Below are 18646 nucleotides of genomic sequence, written 5' to 3'. Positions count from 1 at the left end.
AATATAGATTGGTTGAGCTTAATAAACTGATGTTATTAAAAAAAGACTGGCTTAGTGCCAGTCCTTTTTTGTTCTTAGACGTTTAATTATTCGTAATCAGACGCGTAAGTCTCTTCGTAAGTGTGTGAGTAAAGCTCGAATAGGTTACCAAACGGGTCTTCCATGTAGATCATTTGAGCTTGTTTGCTGTCGTCTTCTGGGTGGTAGCGCATGATGTCCATGCGAGCTTTACCACCAAACTCTTCAATACGTTTGATAGTTTGTGGGAACTGCTCTTTCGCTACTTGTAGACAGAAGTGGAAGATGCCTAGGCGAGAGAAGTCTACTTCGTGACGCTCTTGACGCTCTTTCATTTCAAACAACTCAACACCGATGCCGTCAGACGTCACTAGGTGAGCGATGTTGAAGCCTTTGAAGCCTTCACCGAATACGGCGATACACATACGACCGATTGCTGATTCGCGCTCTTCGATAACTTTTGTGTTGTTCATTACGATGCGAAGACCAAGCGCTTTAGTGTAGAACTCTACTGCTTTGTCCATATCGCCAACCATGATGCCTACGTGATTCATTTTCATAATTCTGCTCCAAAAACTGTGATGATTAATTCGTGTTTCGTTTCGATGGAGGAGAGTATATGGAGAATTTCTGATTACATGAAATTATCAATAATTTTTATAATGATAACATTTTGTTATTGGTGGGTAAGGAGAAGAATAAACAAATGTATTCCGCGAGCTTATCAAACGGTTATCTTATAAATTCCTTTGCTTTTTGGATTGTTTTATATCGATTGTGAATGGTTTTGTGAGGTAAACTTCAGACCGAAGTTGCTGCTAGTTATCTGTTTTTATTGATATTGACTGGTTGTTTTTGAACGTTAGTAGTTAGGGTTTTAGGGGAGCCTTAAATCTGAGCTCACATATAAAAGGAATAAGGATTTGTACATTTGGAAAACATCAAAGCTGTCTGAGGAGCTAAGAGACAACAAAGTGCCAGACAGTGATTGGATTAAATACGCTTTAATATTCTTAATCTTTTATACGGTAACCCCGTACTTGATGATCTTGGCACCGTATGCAAGCAATGAAGCTATGATAACCGAGGCTATCGGTATCTTAGTCGTGTCAATTTTGGGGGTAGGTGTCACGTATAGAACGAACAATAGAGATGGTAAAACCTACATTCTTCGCTCTATCGCTTTATCTATCCCTTTGTCTTTTAGGTTTGTCGCTTTATCTGTGCTTGTTGGGATGGCTATCGTATCTTTTGATTTTGGCGATCAACATTATTTTATTATTGAATTACTTTCGACATTCTCTGTTATCGCTTTGCAAGCACTCTACTTTTGGCGCTTGAATGTTCATCTAAAGTACATCAACTCATAGCTTTGCATTTTCTACTTTGGTTACAGGCTCTGAGATTAAGCATAAGACTGACTGACGATTAGTTCTCTTAACCATTTATGGCTTGGGTCGTTGTCGAGTTGCTTGTTCCAAAGTAGAAAGAACCCACCGGGCTCCATCTCTATCGGGAGCGGCTTGATCACAATGTCTGATTTACCTTCGAACTCGCGGATGCTTTTGTAGGGGTAGGTCAGTACCAAGTCGCTTTTTTCACACAGTTTTACCGCGCTGGAAATGTCGGACATGTTGACGGCGTTATCAATGCGAAGTCGTTTTGTGTCGAGCACCTCGTGCAGTAGCCAACTAGACACGCCTCCTGTGATGACTTGTATATGGCGGTACTTTAAGAACGCATCAAGGTTCCATTCTTCCTCTAATGCAGGGTGTCCTTTTCTCAATATACATGCCGAAGTATCGCGCATCAGTTCCGCGTAATTCAGTGTGTCAGGGATGGTGTCGACATGGGTTTTCGAACGATCATCAAACTCAAAAATACCGACACCAAAATCGATTTCTCGCCTTTGTAATCGAGTAATACTGCTGTGGCTCCAATCGGCACTTTTGATGGTGATGTTCGGTGCACTGGATAACGCCTGAGGCAGAAAACGTGGGTAAATTGTGGAGTAAGCGGTTTCGATAAGATCGATACTAAAAACGCGAGTCGAGCGTTCTGGGTCAAATTCTTCTGGTTCACGAAGCTGATCAATTTGCATCAGGATTTGTTGCAGTTTGCTCTCCAATGCCAACGCTTTTGGGGTCGGCAATAAACCTTTGGATTCTCGCTCGAATAAGGGGTCATCAAACTCCTGGCGCAATTTAGTAAGTTGTTTACTGACGGCCGATTGAGATAAGAATAGCTTTTCTGCGGTTCTGCTCACGCTGCGTTCTTGCAGTAAAACGTACAGACAAATCAGCAGGTTCATATCATTTTTGATTAAGTGGGATAGATTTATCATGATATTCCTATCATTCAACTTACAAATTGAAGGGTATGAATAGAAACTATATCACTTAATTGAATTGAGCCAGAAATACTGACTCGTTGCCCATTTAATGAATCAAACTGTTGAGGTATTGACTGAGCTCTTTCCTAATCTCTAGCTCTGCTTCCGATAGGTATTTGGGCATGTGTTTATCAGCCACGGTAATGTTTCGTTCGCGAACTTGATGGGTATCGCCGATGGCGTCAAATACGCAGCGCAGCAAGTTCATCGATTGTGACATCAAGGCTTCGCTTTCTTGTTGTGAGAGCAAAGGCTCTGCGTCAAAACCAAGCGCGCATAGGATGTCGTTAAAGTGCATCGCATAACCTGAGCCAGAAACATCAAATGTGGTGCTCTTGATGCCATTGGGGCTTCTCTCCCAAAGATAAGGAGGATGCTTGAGTGTGCCAAAGCCAATTGCGATGACGCGGTCTGTGTAGTGCAGTTCCAACCGTCTGTCCCAAATATCACCCGCTTTTCCTGCCTCAATCACGACTTCAATATTGCCCTCCGGAGACGTGAGTTCGCCTTCGATATAGAGATGGGTTTCAGCGCCTTGTGTGTACTCCAATTGCGATTCGTTAATACGTTCGGCACGGATCTGTTTTAGTTCAACTTGCGAGTCTCCTATGCCGGATTTATGCAGGTAGCGAACTAGCCCAGCAATCGCATGGATGCCCATATCAAAGCCATAACCTCCGCCGCCGCTGGTGGCTAAGTTAAGTAGCTTTCTCGCGTTGAGTAATTCAATTCGGTTTTCAAAACGGAAGTCTTGGATTGCTTCATGATTGTCGATGGGGTTGTCGGCTGCAATCGCGATAACCTTGCGCGGGGCAGAGTCAGGTAGCGCGATAGATGAATCGGCAAAGAGTGCTTCCAACGAAGGGGAAACCAAAGCGGTATCAATAAAGTAAAACAGTGCTCCGCGACGTTTAAGCTTAGGAATGACTTGGTCAAAGCCTGTGTCGATTTCAGCTAAAGAGAAGGACGGTTTCTCAACCACAAACAACAGGTTTTGAATGTCGAGGGCATTACTCACTTGTTCAATGATGGAAAGATGTGTGCCGACCGGTGTTAGAACGAAGGCGGCAGCAACGTCAGTGTGTGAATGAGCTTGTAAAAACGCATCAAGATCGGCGTAGCGAGCGGAGTAAGGGAATTGGAACTGCGATGCACAGGACTTGGGATGTTGAACTGCAGGGTCAATGGCGACGACATCAAAGCGAGAACTTAAGGTGTGCAGAAGGTTCTTATACAAACCTACCACAGACGATTTGGCGCTCCCCAATCCACCAAATACCAATACGACCTTGTTCATAAGCGGCTTCACTATTCACACGTTTCATCGTGCCAGATTAACAAATTTTAATAGCGGATTAGCTACTTTTTACCAATCAATAATCCCACATTTTGTTTTCGCAAATGCAACGCTTTGGTCTTGAGACTACTCAAATTGCCAAAGGCATAGAAGGGAACGTGCAAGACGGTTTTAAAGCCCGCTTCAATGATCATATCGTGCCAAGTAGTACGACTATGGAAGCAGACACCAACGCCCGCAGTGTTCGCACCTAGTCGTTGAGTGAGCGGTGCTAGTAGCTTGGATGAGGTAGATCGATAAATCAGTGAACTGGGTAAATTGTTCACTAAAAGCCCTTCGTAGAAGTTTTCAAACATGACAATCAGCCCTCCTGGGGTTAAATGCCGGTAGGCACAATGAAGAGCCTCTTGCTGTACTTGCTTGGTGGACTGATAGGTGTCGGTAACAAAGTGATGCAAGACCCAGTTGAACTGGATGATATCAAAACTGCTTTCAAGCGCAGCATCTTGGAAAAGGTGGCAGACCAGATGTTTGTTTGGTTAGTACTTCAAACATGCCTTTATCGATGTATTCCGTGTCAAATGAGGTGGTTTGCTGCGCATCCAGTTGGCGAACTTTTTCTTGCATGTCATTTTCCTCAAAGCCAAAAGATTGAAGTAGCAAGAATCACTCCGCTGTTTTTAGTGATTATGAGTCTCAAAATGAGAAAGTATCGAAATTCAGGTGCTTATGTTTTTATCTCAGCATAAAAACAAGGGCGTAATTGTTAATCAGCCAACGCTTCAATCGCTTGCTGGACCGACACAAAATGGATTTTGATGATGCAACGTTGTGCTTTGCTAAATTCGTGTTTTTGAATCAGCTCTGTCACTTGCTGCACATTCAGTGTTTGTGGCAAAAGGCTTAATTCTACAGAGTTGTCAAAGCCAGTTTGCAATGCGTAGCAATGACCTTGCGTATCAATCACTATGTCATCCTGACCCCAAATCAACGCTTGGCATTCTGCATTTAGCTGCTTTGGTGAAGCTAAATACACCAGTTCATCGTCACCATCGAGTTTAAGTAAACAAGGCCATGTGATCATTGCGTTACCTTAGGTATTGAGTGTGAATGGTCTGAAGTTGCGCGTGAGCCGAGTAAGCCAGCACAAGGCATGTACGATACACAAAGCCTTAAGAGAGCAAAAGGCTTTCTGTCTTCGAGATGGTTTTCGGGTTTTCAGTGTTGTGCATGTTGAGGCTAAGCGTAATTACCAATGATGTCGATTAAGTCGTCTACTTGATGTGCCACATAATCTGGCTGGGCGTTCCAGTGCTGCGGTTGAGCGCCACTGTACGCTGCTGCTACGGCAATCACTTTGCAGTTGCTACCTAAATGTTGCTCGATATTGCGTGCAAAAAGCGTGTCCGCTTCGTGGTCACCAATGTACATCAGCAGCTGTTTATCCGTGTGCCCAAAGATGGATTCAATGCATTTGATGCCACCAAAAGGATCCGGCTTCTGATGTCCATTGGACACATCATCGTAGCCCACGACGGCTTTAAACGGAGCATTGATTTGGTTGGCGCTAAGTACGTTGCGAATGTTGGATTGCGAGTTCTGAGAGCAGACTCCGTGTGGCAGGTGCGCGAACGCATTCACCACATTGGCAATGCCATTGAATAGATCCACTGGTGTTTGGTTTTGTTCTTGGTGCTCTGCCCACATGGTGCCGGCTATGAGCATTTCGTCTTGGGACATACCATAGTAGTTTACGTACAGTTCTTGCCAGTTTTTCGCTGCGTGATTGGCATGATGATAATCCGCTTCACTGCGTAGGTATTTCGGTAAGTTATCCCCGGTCAGGCGCGGCGCTACAACGGACAATATCGCTTTGGTGATGTCGATATTTTTCGGAACAGAATTTACTAGGGTGCCATCGTAATCCCACAATACGGCGTCTAACTTCATACAAAACCTTTTGATACAGCAGAGGGTGAGTAGCTTTAAATCTTGCCAGTCTTAGGGGGGAGATAATCAGATCTTGCTCATGTTTTCATAAGCTTGCTTTGAATCGCTCGGAGAGGATGCAAGAGAGAACAAGCAAAAGAAAAACAAAAAGCCAGCAAGGTGATGGTTGCTGGCTTTCTAGTGCGTGCTGCGTAGTACAAGCGTTAAGCGATGTGCGACATCTCGTTTAGAGTGAAGGTGTCTACCGCGCCTTCTGTTGCTTTCATGTATTGTGCTAGGTGCGCGTTGTCCATGTGCTTGCGCCATAGTTCGCGTGATTCCCAGTTTTCGTAGAAGGTGAAATGCGCTGGGTTTTCGTTATCTTGGTGAAGGTCGTAGTTGATGCAACCTTCCTCGGCACGAGTGACATCAATCAGTTTCAGTAGCTCAGCTTTTACCAATTCTACTTGGTCTGCTTTGGCAATGATGTTAGCGACGATGGTCAATTTAGCCATGGTGGAAATCCTCTGTTGATCGTGATGTATCGTGTTGACGAGGTAAAGATTAGTCGCGAATCACCAAATGATAAACAGCACAATGATTGATTTATTATCAAATATAAATTGATAATCCTGCTTCAATTTTGTGCTAGCTGTGTTTAAAAACTGGAACCAGGCTGCTGTAAGAATTCCACTTCTTCTGCGGTGCTATCACGGTCCAAAATCGCATTGCGGTGTGGATAGCGACCAAAGCGATCAATGATCACCTTATGCTTTAGTTCGAACTCGTAGTTAGATTCTCGCCCCAGAGCTTTGAACAGCTTTTCTGCCTCTTCATGAATCCGCTTAGATTCACTGTGCATAAATGGCATATACAAAAAGCTGCGCTCAACGTCGGTCAATTCTTGGTCCAACCCTAAACGAATCGTCTCTTGCGCCAAGGCAAGTGCGAGGGCATCTTGAGCGAACGCTTTTGGCGTGTTGCGGTAAACATTGCGAGAGAATTGGTCGAGCACAATGATCTCTGCGAGGCGACCTTGTGCCGTCTCTCGCCAGTCAAACAATTCAGATTGAGCGGCTTGCTCTAAGGTGGTGAGAAAGCGCGTTTCGATCTGTTTATCGACGTCTGCATTACTCACAAACCAGTCTTTTGGTTCCAGTTCTTCAAACCAGAAAGTCAGGATATCTTGGTACATGGTTGCTTCCCTGATAGAAAAAGAGCTAGGAGTATACCCTAGCTCTTGGTTTCGCTTATCGACCGTAAGTCTCTTCGATATAGTGCTCAAACTGCTCGCACATCTGCTCGTCTGAGATCGTATTGCTTGCAAGCTCTTTGCTGCCATCCACCACTTTGATGCTGGCATTTAAAGACGCTACCGGAGCACGTTCACGAGTTTGCAGCGAAGCAATCTTCTGCTGCTGAACTTCCCATGCTTGTTCTGGGGATAGGTTACACATGTCTGCCAGATACTTAGCGTTAAAGCCTTCACCCGTGAGACTAACGATAGTCTCGTTGTGCGATAGGTGGTTACCCGCATGCCAATAATGTTTCGCCAGTAGTGGACCAATCTCTGGGTTGTCAGTCAGGTAGCCAAACTTATCGAGGAAGTAAGCGCGAGTCTGGTAAACCGCCATATGTGCTAGCAAGTAACCGTGGTAGGCACACGCTGCTTCATCAGACAGAAGGTGTGGAATCGCCATCAATGGGCGTGGGCTGCACTCCAAACCAAGGATTTGCTTTTCGCAATCGCGTGCCAGCTTTGTGATGCGTTCTGGCGTCAGTTCTTCATCGCTTAATTGGTAAAGTGCGCGTTCAAAATACGGCACGACCAAAATGCTGCGCTCTTCGTACGCTTTGAATGGCTGACGGCTATTGATCATCGCTTGGATGATCTCATCCGGTACTGGGTTACCTTCTGCGTCCAACGCGTATTGTTTTAGCCAATCGGCATCGGTCAGCAGGCTGTCACAGAACATGGATTGAGTTTCTGCGTATGCCATGGAAGTTGGTGCGAACTCTTGAGAGAAACAAGGCGCGTTCATCTTCACGTTAGCGAAATGCGCAGCGTGACCACCTTCGTGGAACAGAGTATTGATGCCATCATAGCCGCTGCCCACTTGGTCTGGCTTCGCGTTACTGGTGAAGTTCACCTGCGCGGCAACCCATTCGCCTTGGTTGTAGAACGATGGGATAGGGCCATGACAAAAACCGTTCGGGTATTTGCCTTTACGATCAAGCAGGTCTAGCGTCAGCTCTGCGCCTGAGTATTCGATATTTAGGCGACCGAATGATTCTACCCAGCGACGTAGTGATTTTGAAAACGGCACGTACGGGTCTAAGTCACGCATGACGTCACCGGCAAACGAGTACACAAAGTTATAGCCAGTCAGTGCGCTTTGACCTTTTTGCTCTGCAAGGTTTGCCAAGCTGCTTAGGTGGGCATCGCGCGTGCGCAGTTCAAAGTCATCTAAGATGCTGAACAGTTGCTCAGAGCTCATCTTTTCCGTCTTCTTCACTGAGTAGTCAAAGAAGGTTTCGTAGCCCAAAGAACGTGCGAATTGATTACGCAGTTTGATCAGCTCAATAAAGCCGTTTTGCAGCAACCATTGCTCAAGGTCGAGTAGCGTTTGATGTGCTGATTGACGCACTTCTTGGTGATTATTGGCGCGAATGGTCGAAGACAATACAGGCAAAGAGCCCTCGGTTTGTTCACCGTTTTCATTGGTAAACGTCAGGACGTGATTTTGCTTTTTCTCGAACAACTCGGCTTCAAATGCAATCAGAGCATTCTTTTGGGCTTGAGCTTGTTCGCCTTCAATCGCGTGCGATTCAAATGTTGCCAACCATCCTTGCAAACCAATTTGCGTTTGCTGTTTCTCTTGTGGATCAGCGATCGCTTCAGCCGATTCAAGTTGCGCTTTGATGGCTGAGATTTGTTCGGCGTTGCTCAAGAAATTGGTCCAAGCGGTTTGTGCTTTTGTCGAACCATCGTGGTCGTCGCTGATGCCCATGTAGGTTTCCCAAAAGAAGTCTTCTTTGGTGCGATGGATAGCGAGGTAACGTTGGTTGAGGTCGTTTAGGTATTCCGTTGCAGTCATTTTGATCCTTCAAATGTTTGCTTTATTGAGGTTTTTATCGTCGTTGATTATGGCACGTCTAAATAGCAGAAAGGAATGCGAAATCCATTTGTCTTCTTTATGGCTTGTAAACAGTAATTTACCGCACTTTTTACATGTGCAGACGTCAGTCACAAAGTTTTTCCGTTTTTGATTAGAAATCGTGGAGCGCAGTTTATAAAATTCGGTCTTTCGCGGTGGTGCTAAAGGTAAGGAAAACAATAATGAAAACAAGAATAACAATGGGTCTAATGGGTCTAATGGGTCTAATGGGTCTAACATTAGCAGGATGCTCAACGACGCTGCCAACCAATGACCGAGTTCAGGTCATCGAAAAAAACTGCGCTGTGATACTGAGTGAATCGGCAAACGCAGAACAGCGTCAGAATGCCTACAACCAGTTAATCGAAAGCTATGGTGAGCGTTATGTGGATGCCAACAATCCAAAACAGTCGGCAAATTGGAACTTGTTTCGCCAAAACGTCATTCATGATGAAAGTGGTCAGTTAACGCGTGAATTTATCGAAGTGAGTGACTGGGGTTGTGCGAATGGCAACTATCTAGAAGAGGTGCGTCTGTTTGTAGAGGAAATCCAAGCAAGCGCACAGAAATAATGACGCCTAACCCGCACCGACAGCAAACTAAACCAGTTTGCATATACTCAATGTGTTAGCGAATACAACGGAAGGTGTCATGTTAACTCCTCATAGACGGATTCTTGGTGCTGTGTTGCTGTCTGCATTTAGCGCATGGGCGAATGCTGCTGAGCAAACGGCAGACATGGTGTACATCAACGCTGGTATTTATGGTCATCCGCAAGCCGATGCTGTCGCCGTGCGTGACGGGCGGATTGCTTTTATTGGCGATAAAGCCAAGGCACAAGCGTGGGTTGGTGATGGCACGGAAGTGGTGGATTTAAGCGATACCTATTTGTTACCGGGCTTTGTCGATAACCACAACCATGTGTTTGAGGCGGCTTCCGAAGCAGGCGGTACGTGCTTGTTGCAAGCTGGCGTAATGTTGGATGAGCAAATCCCACAACTGCAAGACTGCAAAGAGTTTGTCCAAGATGGCGAGTGGTTGATGGGCTACGGTTTTACGCTTGATGCTACTTTGTCGGAAGAAAACCAACGCACACCTCTCGAAGTGATCGATGAGGTGTTTCCTGATACGCCTGTGGTGTTAATGGAGCAAACCTCTCACTCGATGTGGGTTAACTCGGCTGCGCTGAAAGCGGCGAACATTGATAAAACCACGTCCGATCCGCAAGGCGGTCGCATTCTCAAAGATCCGGATACAGGCGAGTTGAATGGCATCTTGCTCGATAACGCGGGTGATTTAGTGATGGAGCTGGCTTGGAACAGCATGAGTGCGCAGTTTGCGGTGAGCTACCAAGGCTTGTTGACCGGATTAGAAGAAGCCGCGCTCTACGGCATTACCACAATTGGTGATGGACGAATGTACTGGAAGCGAGGTTGGTATGAAGTATGGAAAGAGAGCGAAAAACGAGGCGATTTGACCGCTCGTGTTTCTTTACGACCATGGATCTATCCGACCGACAGCATGGACTCTCAACTGACGTATTTGAAACGCATTCAGTCCGACGACACCTCTCGCTTGTTACTGGTAAACCAAGTCAAAATGTACAGCGATGGCATCTTTATAAATGGCACCGCAAAAACCCTTGCACCTTATCTTGATACTTACTTGCCTGATTCACCATATGGGTTGAATTACATCTCACCAAAAGTGATGCCAGAATGGCTAAACAAGCTCGATAAACTCGGTTACAGCGCGCACATTCATGCTATCGGAGATGGCGGCATTCGCGAATCACTCAATGCGATTGAAAAAATGCGCAGCCAAGGTAACCAGCGTCGTTATACTTTGACGCATGTGGAACTGGTGAACAGCAAAGATGTACCAAGGTTTGCCAAGTTGGACGTTACGGCAGACTTTCAAGTCGGTTCCGATTATGTGGCGTATCACGAACATCAATGGGCAGAAGCCTTCTTAGGCGCTAAGCGAACTAGAGCCTTAATGAACCTGCGCGCGCTTTATAATACTCAAGCTAACGTGACGTTAAGCAGTGATTGGAATGTGCATGATTTGAACCCATTGGTTGGCATCTCCAACAGTTTGGTGATGGGAGATACTGGCTTGCCAAACGTTACCGCTGCGATTGATGCATATACAATTCATCCGGCTTACAGCTTGGGTTTAGAGAAGGACATTGGCTCAATAGATGTTGGGAAATCGGCAGATTTTGCCGTATTGGATCAAGATATTACCCAATTGAAAGCACAAGACATAGCACAAGCGCGTGTCCTCATGACAGTGCTGCGCGGGGAAGTGGTGTATGAACAAATTGATGATGAATAAGCCGAGCGATGATTCACTCGGCTAAAAGGTTCTATAGATTATTCTTCAGGGTATTCGCCCATACCTTGCGTTTGTCCTTCTGCTTTCCAATGTTCGCCTGGATCAAAGGCTTCATCGCATAGATCGACGGTGTAGCCCATTTCGGTTATTTCTTTCAAGGTGAGGTTGTCAGCAATTTTGGCAATGTCGCCCGCCTTGTTCCGCAGTTCCATAGTCTCCCTCCGGTCACTGTTTGGTTGTCGGTTCAAGTCGCGCCAAGTACAAAAACTTGGGTGGCTCGACTATAAGTATAAGCAGTGATGGCTGACTTTTTGGCTTAATAGCCATAAATAATTTAAGGTTATACCCAAGCAACCTCGAGATGCTAGGTTCAGCGAGAATGACTTGGTTTGTAGACGCGGCGCCGATTTAAAGATCTAGTCAGTCTAAATCAAGAATCGGCAACAAAGTATACAAGCCAAGACCCTTACTATTTGCAAAGAGTGCCCTTTGGGAGCGTGTCTTTGACTCGCTTTTTTAGTCAAACAAATGGCTGCGTCAAACAACTTGGAAAGAGCTAGCTATTACACTGCGTTGTTTTCCTTACTCTCGAATCAATGACAACGCTCTGAATCCTGCATCTTGAAGTCACTTGGGTATAATTGGGTGATATTTCACTTTGGCGTTGATTCCAGTTCAATATCATGGCGATAGAAGACAAAGTGTGATTTATTGACGCCTCAATCGTTGAGATTTTAGGAACAAAAATGGTGATTCTCGACCACACACTCGCGCAGCAAATCGTCGATCGCACTATGTCGATCATTGGACACAACATCAATGTGATGAACGCGGCAGGCACTATTATTGGCAGTGGTGAAGCTGAGCGCATTGGTCAAAAGCACGATGGGGCGGTGCTAGCGCTCAACCACGGTGATTCGCTGGAGTTGGATGAGCAAAGTTGCCAATCCCTGCAAGGCGTGAAACCGGGCATCAATATGCTGCTGCACTTTAAAGGTGAAGTGGTTGGTGTGGTGGGCGTCACTGGCAAACCTGAGCAAATCCGAGCGTTTGCTCAGTTAGTTAAGGTGACAGCGGAACTGACCATTGAGCAAGCTTCGCTGGTGGAGCAGTTGCAATGGGATCGTCGCCACCAAGAAGAGTTCGTGTCAGCATGGTTAAACCAACAACTCAATGATTCAGATCTGCACGATTGGGCTCAGCGTCTTTGCATCGATTTAGTAACACAAAGAGTTGCCGTGGTGATTGAGCTTATTGCAGATAATGCTCCTGTTAGTTTGAGCAAGGTACGTGAAGTGGTGGACGTACTGTATCGTTCTGAAGATAAACCGTTGGTGGCGATCATGTCGATGAACGAAATTGTCGTTCTGAAGTCTTTGCGTTCTTCCTCTACCTCGAACAGTGACCAAAGTATACTTGAGCGCATTCAGCGCCGATTAACGGCCAATCAAATTGACGATGTTCGCCTTGCGATTGGGCAATATTTTGATGGCGTAAAACAACTCCCTCTTTCCTACCAAAGTGCCAAGCAGGTGCTTGCCGTTGGTCGCCGTTCTCATCCAGAACAAATCACATTGAGCTTCTCTGAATATCGCATACCTGTGTTACTCGCCCCGTTAGCCGACTCTTGGCAAGGTGAACAACTCGCTCAGGCGATGACTTCTCTTGCTTCAGCAGACAAATCTGGGCAGTTGGTGAAAACTTTAGAGGCGTATTTTCATGCCAATGGCAACGCTAATGATTGCGCTAATGCATTGTTTATTCATAGAAATACATTGAGGTACCGTCTAGATAAAATCAGTGAAGTGACGGGCATTTCAACGCATGATTTTACGGGGTTGGTTGAGCTTTATATTGCCAGTCATCTCAATAAGTTAAGTTGATTTATTGTGCAAGCGCACAAGATTTAAATGATTAAGCTCAGTGTACTTTGGTTGTTTGCCTAAAGAATTCGCCGAGTTTTTGAGTGAGAATAGCTACATTGATGAGTTGCGACTTGTTCCTCGCAGCGCGCTGTTTTCAGGAGAATGAAATGAAAGTTGTGATTGCCCCAGATTCGTTTAAAGAGAGCTTGACCGCTAAACAAGTGAGTGAGGCGATCAAGGTGGGTTTGTCTCGTGTTTGGCAAGACGCAGAGTTTGTCACGCTACCTGTTGCTGACGGCGGCGAAGGTACAGTTCAATCTTTGATTGATGCGACTGAGGGGGAGCAGGTTTTCGTGACCGTAAAAGGTCCGCTCGGTAATGATGTGAAGGCGTTTTACGGTATTCTGGGGGACGGCGAAACCGCAGTGATTGAGATGGCCGAGGCAAGTGGCTTACATCTTGTGCCAAGTGATCTTCGTGACCCGAAAAACACCAGCAGCTTTGGTACCGGTCAGTTAATTTCGAATGCGCTTGATCGCGGTATTCAACGCTTGATCATCGGCTTAGGAGGTAGCGCAACCAATGACGGCGGTACGGGTATGCTGGCGGCATTAGGGGTGAAGTTCTTAGACCGTTCTGGTCGTGAAATCACCCTCAATGGTGGTGGTTTGGTTGAGCTAGCAAGCATTGACGTGTCTGGTCTCGACGCTCGCTTAGCTGATTGTGAGGTGTTGGTGGCGTGTGATGTTGATAACCCATTGTGTGGAGAGAAAGGCGCATCAGCAATTTTTGGTCCGCAAAAGGGCGCAACGTCAGCAGGTGTTGAGCTATTAGATTCCGCTCTCAACAAATTCGGCGAACTGACAGAGCAAGTGACGGGCAAGCACGTTCTGACTCAAAAAGGCGCAGGTGCAGCCGGTGGTATGGGCGCGGCGTTGCTTGGTTACCTCCCAGCACGACTGAAACCGGGTATCGAGATTGTGCTAGACACCGTAAAGCTCGCAGAGCATGTAGCAGACGCTGATATTGTCTTTACTGGTGAAGGTCGTATTGACCATCAAACCGTGCATGGCAAAACACCAATGGGTGTGGCGAAAGTGGCGAAAGAATATGGTTTGCCAGTGATTGCCCTAGCAGGCTGCACAGGTGATAACTTCCAAGCAGTCTATGAATGTGGCATTGATGCGGTATTCGTGTGTGTGCCACGCGCAATGAGCTTGCCTGAAGCGATGGAAGAAGCGGATACAAACCTAGCCAATTTGGCAGAAAACGTGGCGAGGTTGTGGCAGTTGCCACACTAACTCTCGCTGTGCTTAGGAGCGATGAGCTGTGGAGGTTTGTGGTTTTCGTCGTTGCGGAAAACAGGCACAAAAAAGGGGAGGTGTTACCCTCCCCAAGCTAGCACATGATTGCGCCTACTGTTTTACTTCTTAGTTACCGTTACGATTGGTGCCGCCTTGTCTGCCGCATTGAAGTGGAAGTTGTAGTTTCCTGCTTCAGCAATCGTAATTTTAAGGTTTTTGCTACCGCCACCGGCATTCATGGTGACCGCTTTACCTAGCTCCACGCTGCCGTCACCACCAAAGTTGGTCGCATCAGCCCAGTCTGCGCTTGCGATCTTCATTTCGTAGCTGCCTGCTGCTAGAGCGATGTCTAGTGAGTAAACATCAGCGGCTACGTAAGAGAATTTAGCGCTAGAGTCTTCAGCTGGCGTATCCCAAGTGGTGATAGTGCCGCGTAAGAACAGTGACGTGTCACCAAACGTTGGCGCATCTGCTGCTTTCGTTACTGAAATTACTGGTTTTTCTACGCTTTCATCTTGAACATTCAGTGCGTTTAGAGTGAAGTTGTATTTGCCAGTTTCAGCCACTGATAGCTTACAGTTGCCCGCTGCACCTAGGTCTAAAGAGTCACTTGCTTGGGTTGCTGCATCACAACCGATGTTTGGATTTGACCAACCTGAATCTGCAAACTTGAACTCGTGCTCACCAGCTTCAAGTACACCTGTTACTGAGTACAAGCCATTGCCGATAAAGGTCATTGCCCAATCGCTGCTATCAGACCAACCGTTCATCGAACCCTTCACGTAAACCACAGTTTCACCGTAAGGAGGAATGCTTGATACGTCTTTGTTGTCCTTGTTAACCGGTAGACCGTCGCCTTGTGCACCGCCCTGAGGCTGTACAAATACCGCTGTTGTTAGCGCAGGAACTGTGAACGTCTCACCCGCGAAGCTTGCACCTTTTACGATGTCGTCTGCTGAGTTCTTCTGAATCTCATGCAGTTCGAAACCTGTTGCACCTTTCACTGTGAAAGATTGCTCTTTAGACGTTGAGTTCACCACTGCCACAACGGCATCGTAGTTGGTGTCTAGGTCTTTACCTGCTGATTTACCGTCATCGATAGACATAACGATCAAGCCTTCTACTTGGTCTTTGCCTACGTTACGGAAATCGACGCGGTTCATTACTTCTTGTGCAGTATCTAAGCGGAACAGTTCGCTAGAGCTGCGGATTTTCAGTAGTTCTAGGAATTGCTTCTTAGTTAGCTCGATATCTTCAGCACTTGGTTTCGCAGAACTGTCACTAACGATCTTCTGGATAAGCTCCCAGTTTGCGCCATCTTTATCTTGACGAGGTAGACCGACGTTCCAGTTGTTGTCCGTACCGTTGAAGAACACACGGTTGAACCAGTCACCAGAATCGTAAGAGTCACGCTGCATCGATTTCGAACGTAGCAGTTCAGAACCCATGTGAATGAATGGAATACCTTGCCCCAACATTACCGTAGATAGAGACACGTTTTGCATACGAGCGCGTTCAGCAGAAGGGGTGCCTGTAGCAATCTTGTAAGCGTTGTTGTCCCAAAGCGTTTGGTTATCGTGCTTAGATACGTAAGAGATGTTCTCTGATGGCATCTTAGTGTAGCCCGCAGGTGCACCGTTGTAGTCTACGTTCTTACCAAGTTTAGTGTCGCCCTTGTAATCAAGAAGAACGAATTCAGCCAAGTTACCCGCCATACCTAGGCGAACAAGATCTTGGTTGTGCAGACGACCGTTTACTGAATCAGCGTCTGTCTTCGTTTCTTCGTTAGCGTATGCTGCGTTACCAAAACCTTGGTTGAAGCGAAGTGGGTGGTTACCTTCTGAGTCTTTACCGCCATCGAATGGGCTGCCGCCACGAACTGCATCACGTAGACGGTCCGAGAAAGTACCGATCTCTGTGCCAGCCATGTTGACTTGCGTCGCTTGGTCGAAGCGAGCGTTTTGTGCCACTTCACCAAAGTCCCAACCTTCGCCGTAGAATAGTGTGTTAGGGTCAACTTTACGTACTTGCTCTAGCGCGTAAACCATCACGTCTTTTGGCTGGTGACCCATCAAGTCAAAACGGAAACCATCCACTTTGTAGTCGTCTGCCCATACTAACAATGAGTCAACCATCAGTTTACCCATCATTAGGTTCTCTGTTGCTGTGTTATCACAACAAGTTGAGTTCTCTACGCCACCCGTGTTTACGTTCAGGCGGTGGTAGTATCCAGGGACAATCTTATCCAGAACCGACTTATCATTTACGCCAGATGCGTTAGTGTGGTTGTACACCACGTCCATGATAAGTTTTAGCTTCATTTTGTGTGTTGCTTGAACCATTTCACGGAATTCAACAATACGCTTAGAACCATTAGGATCGGTCGCGTAGCTGCCTTCTGGCACTGTGTAATGGAATGGGTCATAGCCCCAGTTGAAGCTGTCTAGCATACGTAGGTCATTCATCAGAGCCTGAGCTGAACCCGTTGTTGGATCGTAGCTGTTTAGGACATCTTCAATGACTTTACTTTCGTTTTCTGTACCACAAACAGAAGCGGCTGGTTTAATGTCACAGAGTTTGCCAACCGTGTCAGTAATATCCACGCGGTTTGCTTCGTTTTCATCGACGGTAGCGATATCGAATGCTGGCAGAATGTGAAGCGTAGTGAGACCTGCGTCTTTCAAAGCTTGAAGGTGTGAAACCGATTCACGATCCGTTTCTGTCAGGGCAAGGTACTTACCATTGTATGCTTTGGTCCCTTTGGTATCGCTAAAGCTGAAATCACGTAGGTGCGACTCGTACAGTACGTGGTCTTCGTCTTTAGCAAGTTCAGGACGTTTGTAATCATTCCAACCTTGAGGTTTCAAGCTATCGCTGTCTAGGTCTACAACTTGTGAGTACAGAGAGTTTTGAGACAAGCTTAGCGAGTATGGGTCAGTAACAAGGCGAGTTTCTACAACGCCTGTTGTTGGGTGGTAAACCTTAACTTGGTAACGGTAGTATTTGTTTAATACGTCGCTTTGCGCTTCTGATGCCCAGATACCTGTAGCTGGATCTTCTGTCATCGCAACAGTTGCTTGTTCTTTCAAATCTGCATCGTAGATGATCAGGTCAACGTCTTGCGCTGTTGGTGCCCAAAGCTTGAATGTTGCTGCGTTGCCATCAACAATTGCGCCAAGTTCCTGACCGATTGCGTTACCTGCATCTTTGTTAGCAAATACGGCATCAAGTACGCCTGGTTTTTGTACTTCAGTTGCAGAAATAACATCGCCATCTGCGTTGTAAGCCACCATGACGATTTGCGATTTTAGAATGGTGTGAAGTACGTCAGCATCAACATCGATACCTGCTGCTTGTAGGCTAGAAAGGTGACGGAAACGTTTTTTCAGTGCTTCAGACAATTCGCCTGCTTTCGTCAGCTCAACTGCTGTACCACCAGTGATTTGCTTGTCTTCATCCATCTTGATGTCGTTAGTCAAGCTGTAGTAAAGCTTCATTGAGTCTGCATTCGCCGCCGCTTCCCAAGCGATGGTATTAGCATCTAGCCAATGCGCTTTTTGACCGTCAATTTCGACAGGACGTTCTTCAATTGGTTCGTAGTAAAGTTCGCTGCTGCCGTGGAAGCCGAACAAACCTTTCGATTCACCTAGCTTAGTCAGCTCAACTTTTGAGTTTGCACTGCCGAATGCCTTCTCATCCCCTTTGTGTAGGATGAAGTTCATACAGTTGTGTGGGTCAGATGCGTCTGGGTTCACTTTCAGAACGTAGTAAGCACCGTAAGTGTCACTGATGCCGTCGAATGGGCGAGGTGACCCCCAGTCCGTACCGCCCTCTGGGAGCCCCATTTCTTCAAGATCGGTACTGGTACAGCCTTCGCCATTCCAAAGGTGTAGACCCCAACCTTCGTAATCGCTTGCTGATGATGCAGCTGCGACATCGCGTTTGTAATAGATGACAACTTCGTTCTCTCCCGCAGGGTGTAGACCAGAGCCAGGGTTCGTTGTGTCATCGCTTGTGCTATCACTGCCACAACCGCTGATGACTGCCACAGAAAGGAGCGGCAGTACGGTTTTAGCAATCGCTGATAATTTAAATGTTTTATTGTCCACGTTTACAAATCCATTGTTATTGAATTGATAATAGATTGGCAAAATGCCGAAAAGGAAATGTTCAACAAGATGCTAATACACTGAACTATCAGCAAAATGTGAGAGCAGGCAGTTAAGTTTTTTACAAGTAAAAATTTTCTGTCACACTAGATTTTGTTCACAAATTAAATAATAAAACGGTCTCATAGTGAGATATTCAGCACAGCCTAAAGATGTAAATTTTTATAGGAGGAG

15 protein-coding genes and 1 pseudogene are annotated in these 18646 nt (G+C 46.2%); 5 read left to right on the top strand and 11 right to left on the bottom strand.

What is annotated here, in order from left to right; genetic code table 11:
• Positions 1–86 precede the first annotated feature (86 nt).
• Complete coding sequence (locus NL647_RS08455; protein WP_005428296.1) at positions 87–578, bottom strand: VOC family protein; 492 nt, start codon at positions 576–578, stop codon at positions 87–89.
• Between the two features lie 363 nt (positions 579–941).
• Here NL647_RS08455 and NL647_RS08450 point away from each other — a divergent pair, with 363 nt between their 5' ends.
• On the top strand, positions 942–1388 hold the full coding sequence (locus NL647_RS08450; protein ID WP_005447343.1) for a hypothetical protein: 447 nt from the start codon (positions 942–944) through the stop codon (positions 1386–1388).
• Positions 1389–1423: 35 nt separating this feature from the next.
• Here the strand turns inward: NL647_RS08450 and NL647_RS08445 are convergent, their stop codons facing one another.
• The 8 genes and pseudogenes from NL647_RS08445 to NL647_RS08405 all read right to left on the bottom strand — a co-directional run bounded on the left by NL647_RS08445 (position 1424) and on the right by NL647_RS08405 (position 8734).
• Positions 1424–2362, bottom strand: coding sequence for a LysR family transcriptional regulator (locus tag NL647_RS08445; RefSeq protein WP_005447345.1), 939 nt, complete (start codon positions 2360–2362; stop codon positions 1424–1426).
• A gap of 94 nt (positions 2363–2456) precedes the next feature.
• On the bottom strand, positions 2457–3707 hold the full coding sequence (locus NL647_RS08440; RefSeq protein WP_253649991.1) for a hypothetical protein: 1251 nt from the start codon (positions 3705–3707) through the stop codon (positions 2457–2459).
• Positions 3708–3769: 62 nt separating this feature from the next.
• Positions 3770–4334 (bottom strand): annotated as a pseudogene (locus NL647_RS27235) (methyltransferase domain-containing protein).
• Between the two features lie 139 nt (positions 4335–4473).
• Positions 4474–4791: a DUF4144 family protein gene (locus NL647_RS08425; protein WP_110414962.1), complete on the bottom strand. Its 318-nt coding sequence runs from the start codon at positions 4789–4791 to the stop codon at positions 4474–4476.
• 155 nt (positions 4792–4946) lie between these two features.
• Complete coding sequence (locus NL647_RS08420) at positions 4947–5657, bottom strand: HAD family hydrolase (protein ID WP_050907996.1); 711 nt, start codon at positions 5655–5657, stop codon at positions 4947–4949.
• Positions 5658–5860: 203 nt separating this feature from the next.
• Positions 5861–6151 carry a putative quinol monooxygenase gene (locus NL647_RS08415; protein ID WP_009695991.1) on the bottom strand — a complete coding sequence of 97 codons (291 nt, stop codon included), beginning with the start codon at positions 6149–6151 and terminating at the stop codon, positions 5861–5863.
• 143 nt (positions 6152–6294) lie between these two features.
• Positions 6295–6831, bottom strand: coding sequence for a DUF924 family protein (locus NL647_RS08410; RefSeq protein ID WP_009695992.1), 537 nt, complete (start codon positions 6829–6831; stop codon positions 6295–6297).
• Between the two features lie 55 nt (positions 6832–6886).
• A complete protein-coding gene (locus NL647_RS08405; RefSeq protein WP_253649990.1) occupies positions 6887–8734 on the bottom strand; it encodes a M3 family metallopeptidase in 1848 nt (615 codons plus the stop codon).
• Between the two features lie 242 nt (positions 8735–8976).
• Here NL647_RS08405 and NL647_RS08400 point away from each other — a divergent pair, with 242 nt between their 5' ends.
• Positions 8977–9366 (top strand): hypothetical protein, encoded by a 390-nt coding sequence (locus NL647_RS08400; protein WP_253649989.1) that lies wholly within the window; start codon positions 8977–8979, stop codon positions 9364–9366.
• 79 nt (positions 9367–9445) lie between these two features.
• On the top strand, positions 9446–11134 hold the full coding sequence (locus NL647_RS08395) for an amidohydrolase (protein WP_253649988.1): 1689 nt from the start codon (positions 9446–9448) through the stop codon (positions 11132–11134).
• 38 nt (positions 11135–11172) lie between these two features.
• On the opposite strand, the gene NL647_RS08390 is transcribed toward NL647_RS08395, so the two are convergent.
• A complete protein-coding gene (locus tag NL647_RS08390) occupies positions 11173–11346 on the bottom strand; it encodes a hypothetical protein (RefSeq protein ID WP_005428284.1) in 174 nt (57 codons plus the stop codon).
• Between the two features lie 534 nt (positions 11347–11880).
• On the opposite strand from NL647_RS08390, the gene NL647_RS08385 reads away from it, so the two are divergent.
• Both NL647_RS08385 and NL647_RS08380 read left to right on the top strand, forming a co-directional pair.
• On the top strand, positions 11881–13017 hold the full coding sequence (locus NL647_RS08385; protein ID WP_253649987.1) for a sugar diacid recognition domain-containing protein: 1137 nt from the start codon (positions 11881–11883) through the stop codon (positions 13015–13017).
• 149 nt (positions 13018–13166) lie between these two features.
• Positions 13167–14300, top strand: coding sequence for a glycerate kinase (locus NL647_RS08380; RefSeq protein WP_253649986.1), 1134 nt, complete (start codon positions 13167–13169; stop codon positions 14298–14300).
• 122 nt (positions 14301–14422) lie between these two features.
• On the opposite strand, the gene pulA is transcribed toward NL647_RS08380, so the two are convergent.
• A complete protein-coding gene (gene pulA, locus NL647_RS08375) occupies positions 14423–18412 on the bottom strand; it encodes a pullulanase-type alpha-1,6-glucosidase (protein ID WP_253649985.1) in 3990 nt (1329 codons plus the stop codon).
• Positions 18413–18646 lie beyond the last annotated feature (234 nt).

Source organism: Vibrio sp. Y29_XK_CS5 (genome assembly GCF_024181835.1).
Taxonomy (GTDB): Bacteria; Pseudomonadota; Gammaproteobacteria; order Enterobacterales; family Vibrionaceae; genus Vibrio; species Vibrio harveyi.
The sequence above is the reverse complement of the archived record's forward strand: the minus strand, read 5'-3'. Positions and strand labels throughout refer to the sequence as shown.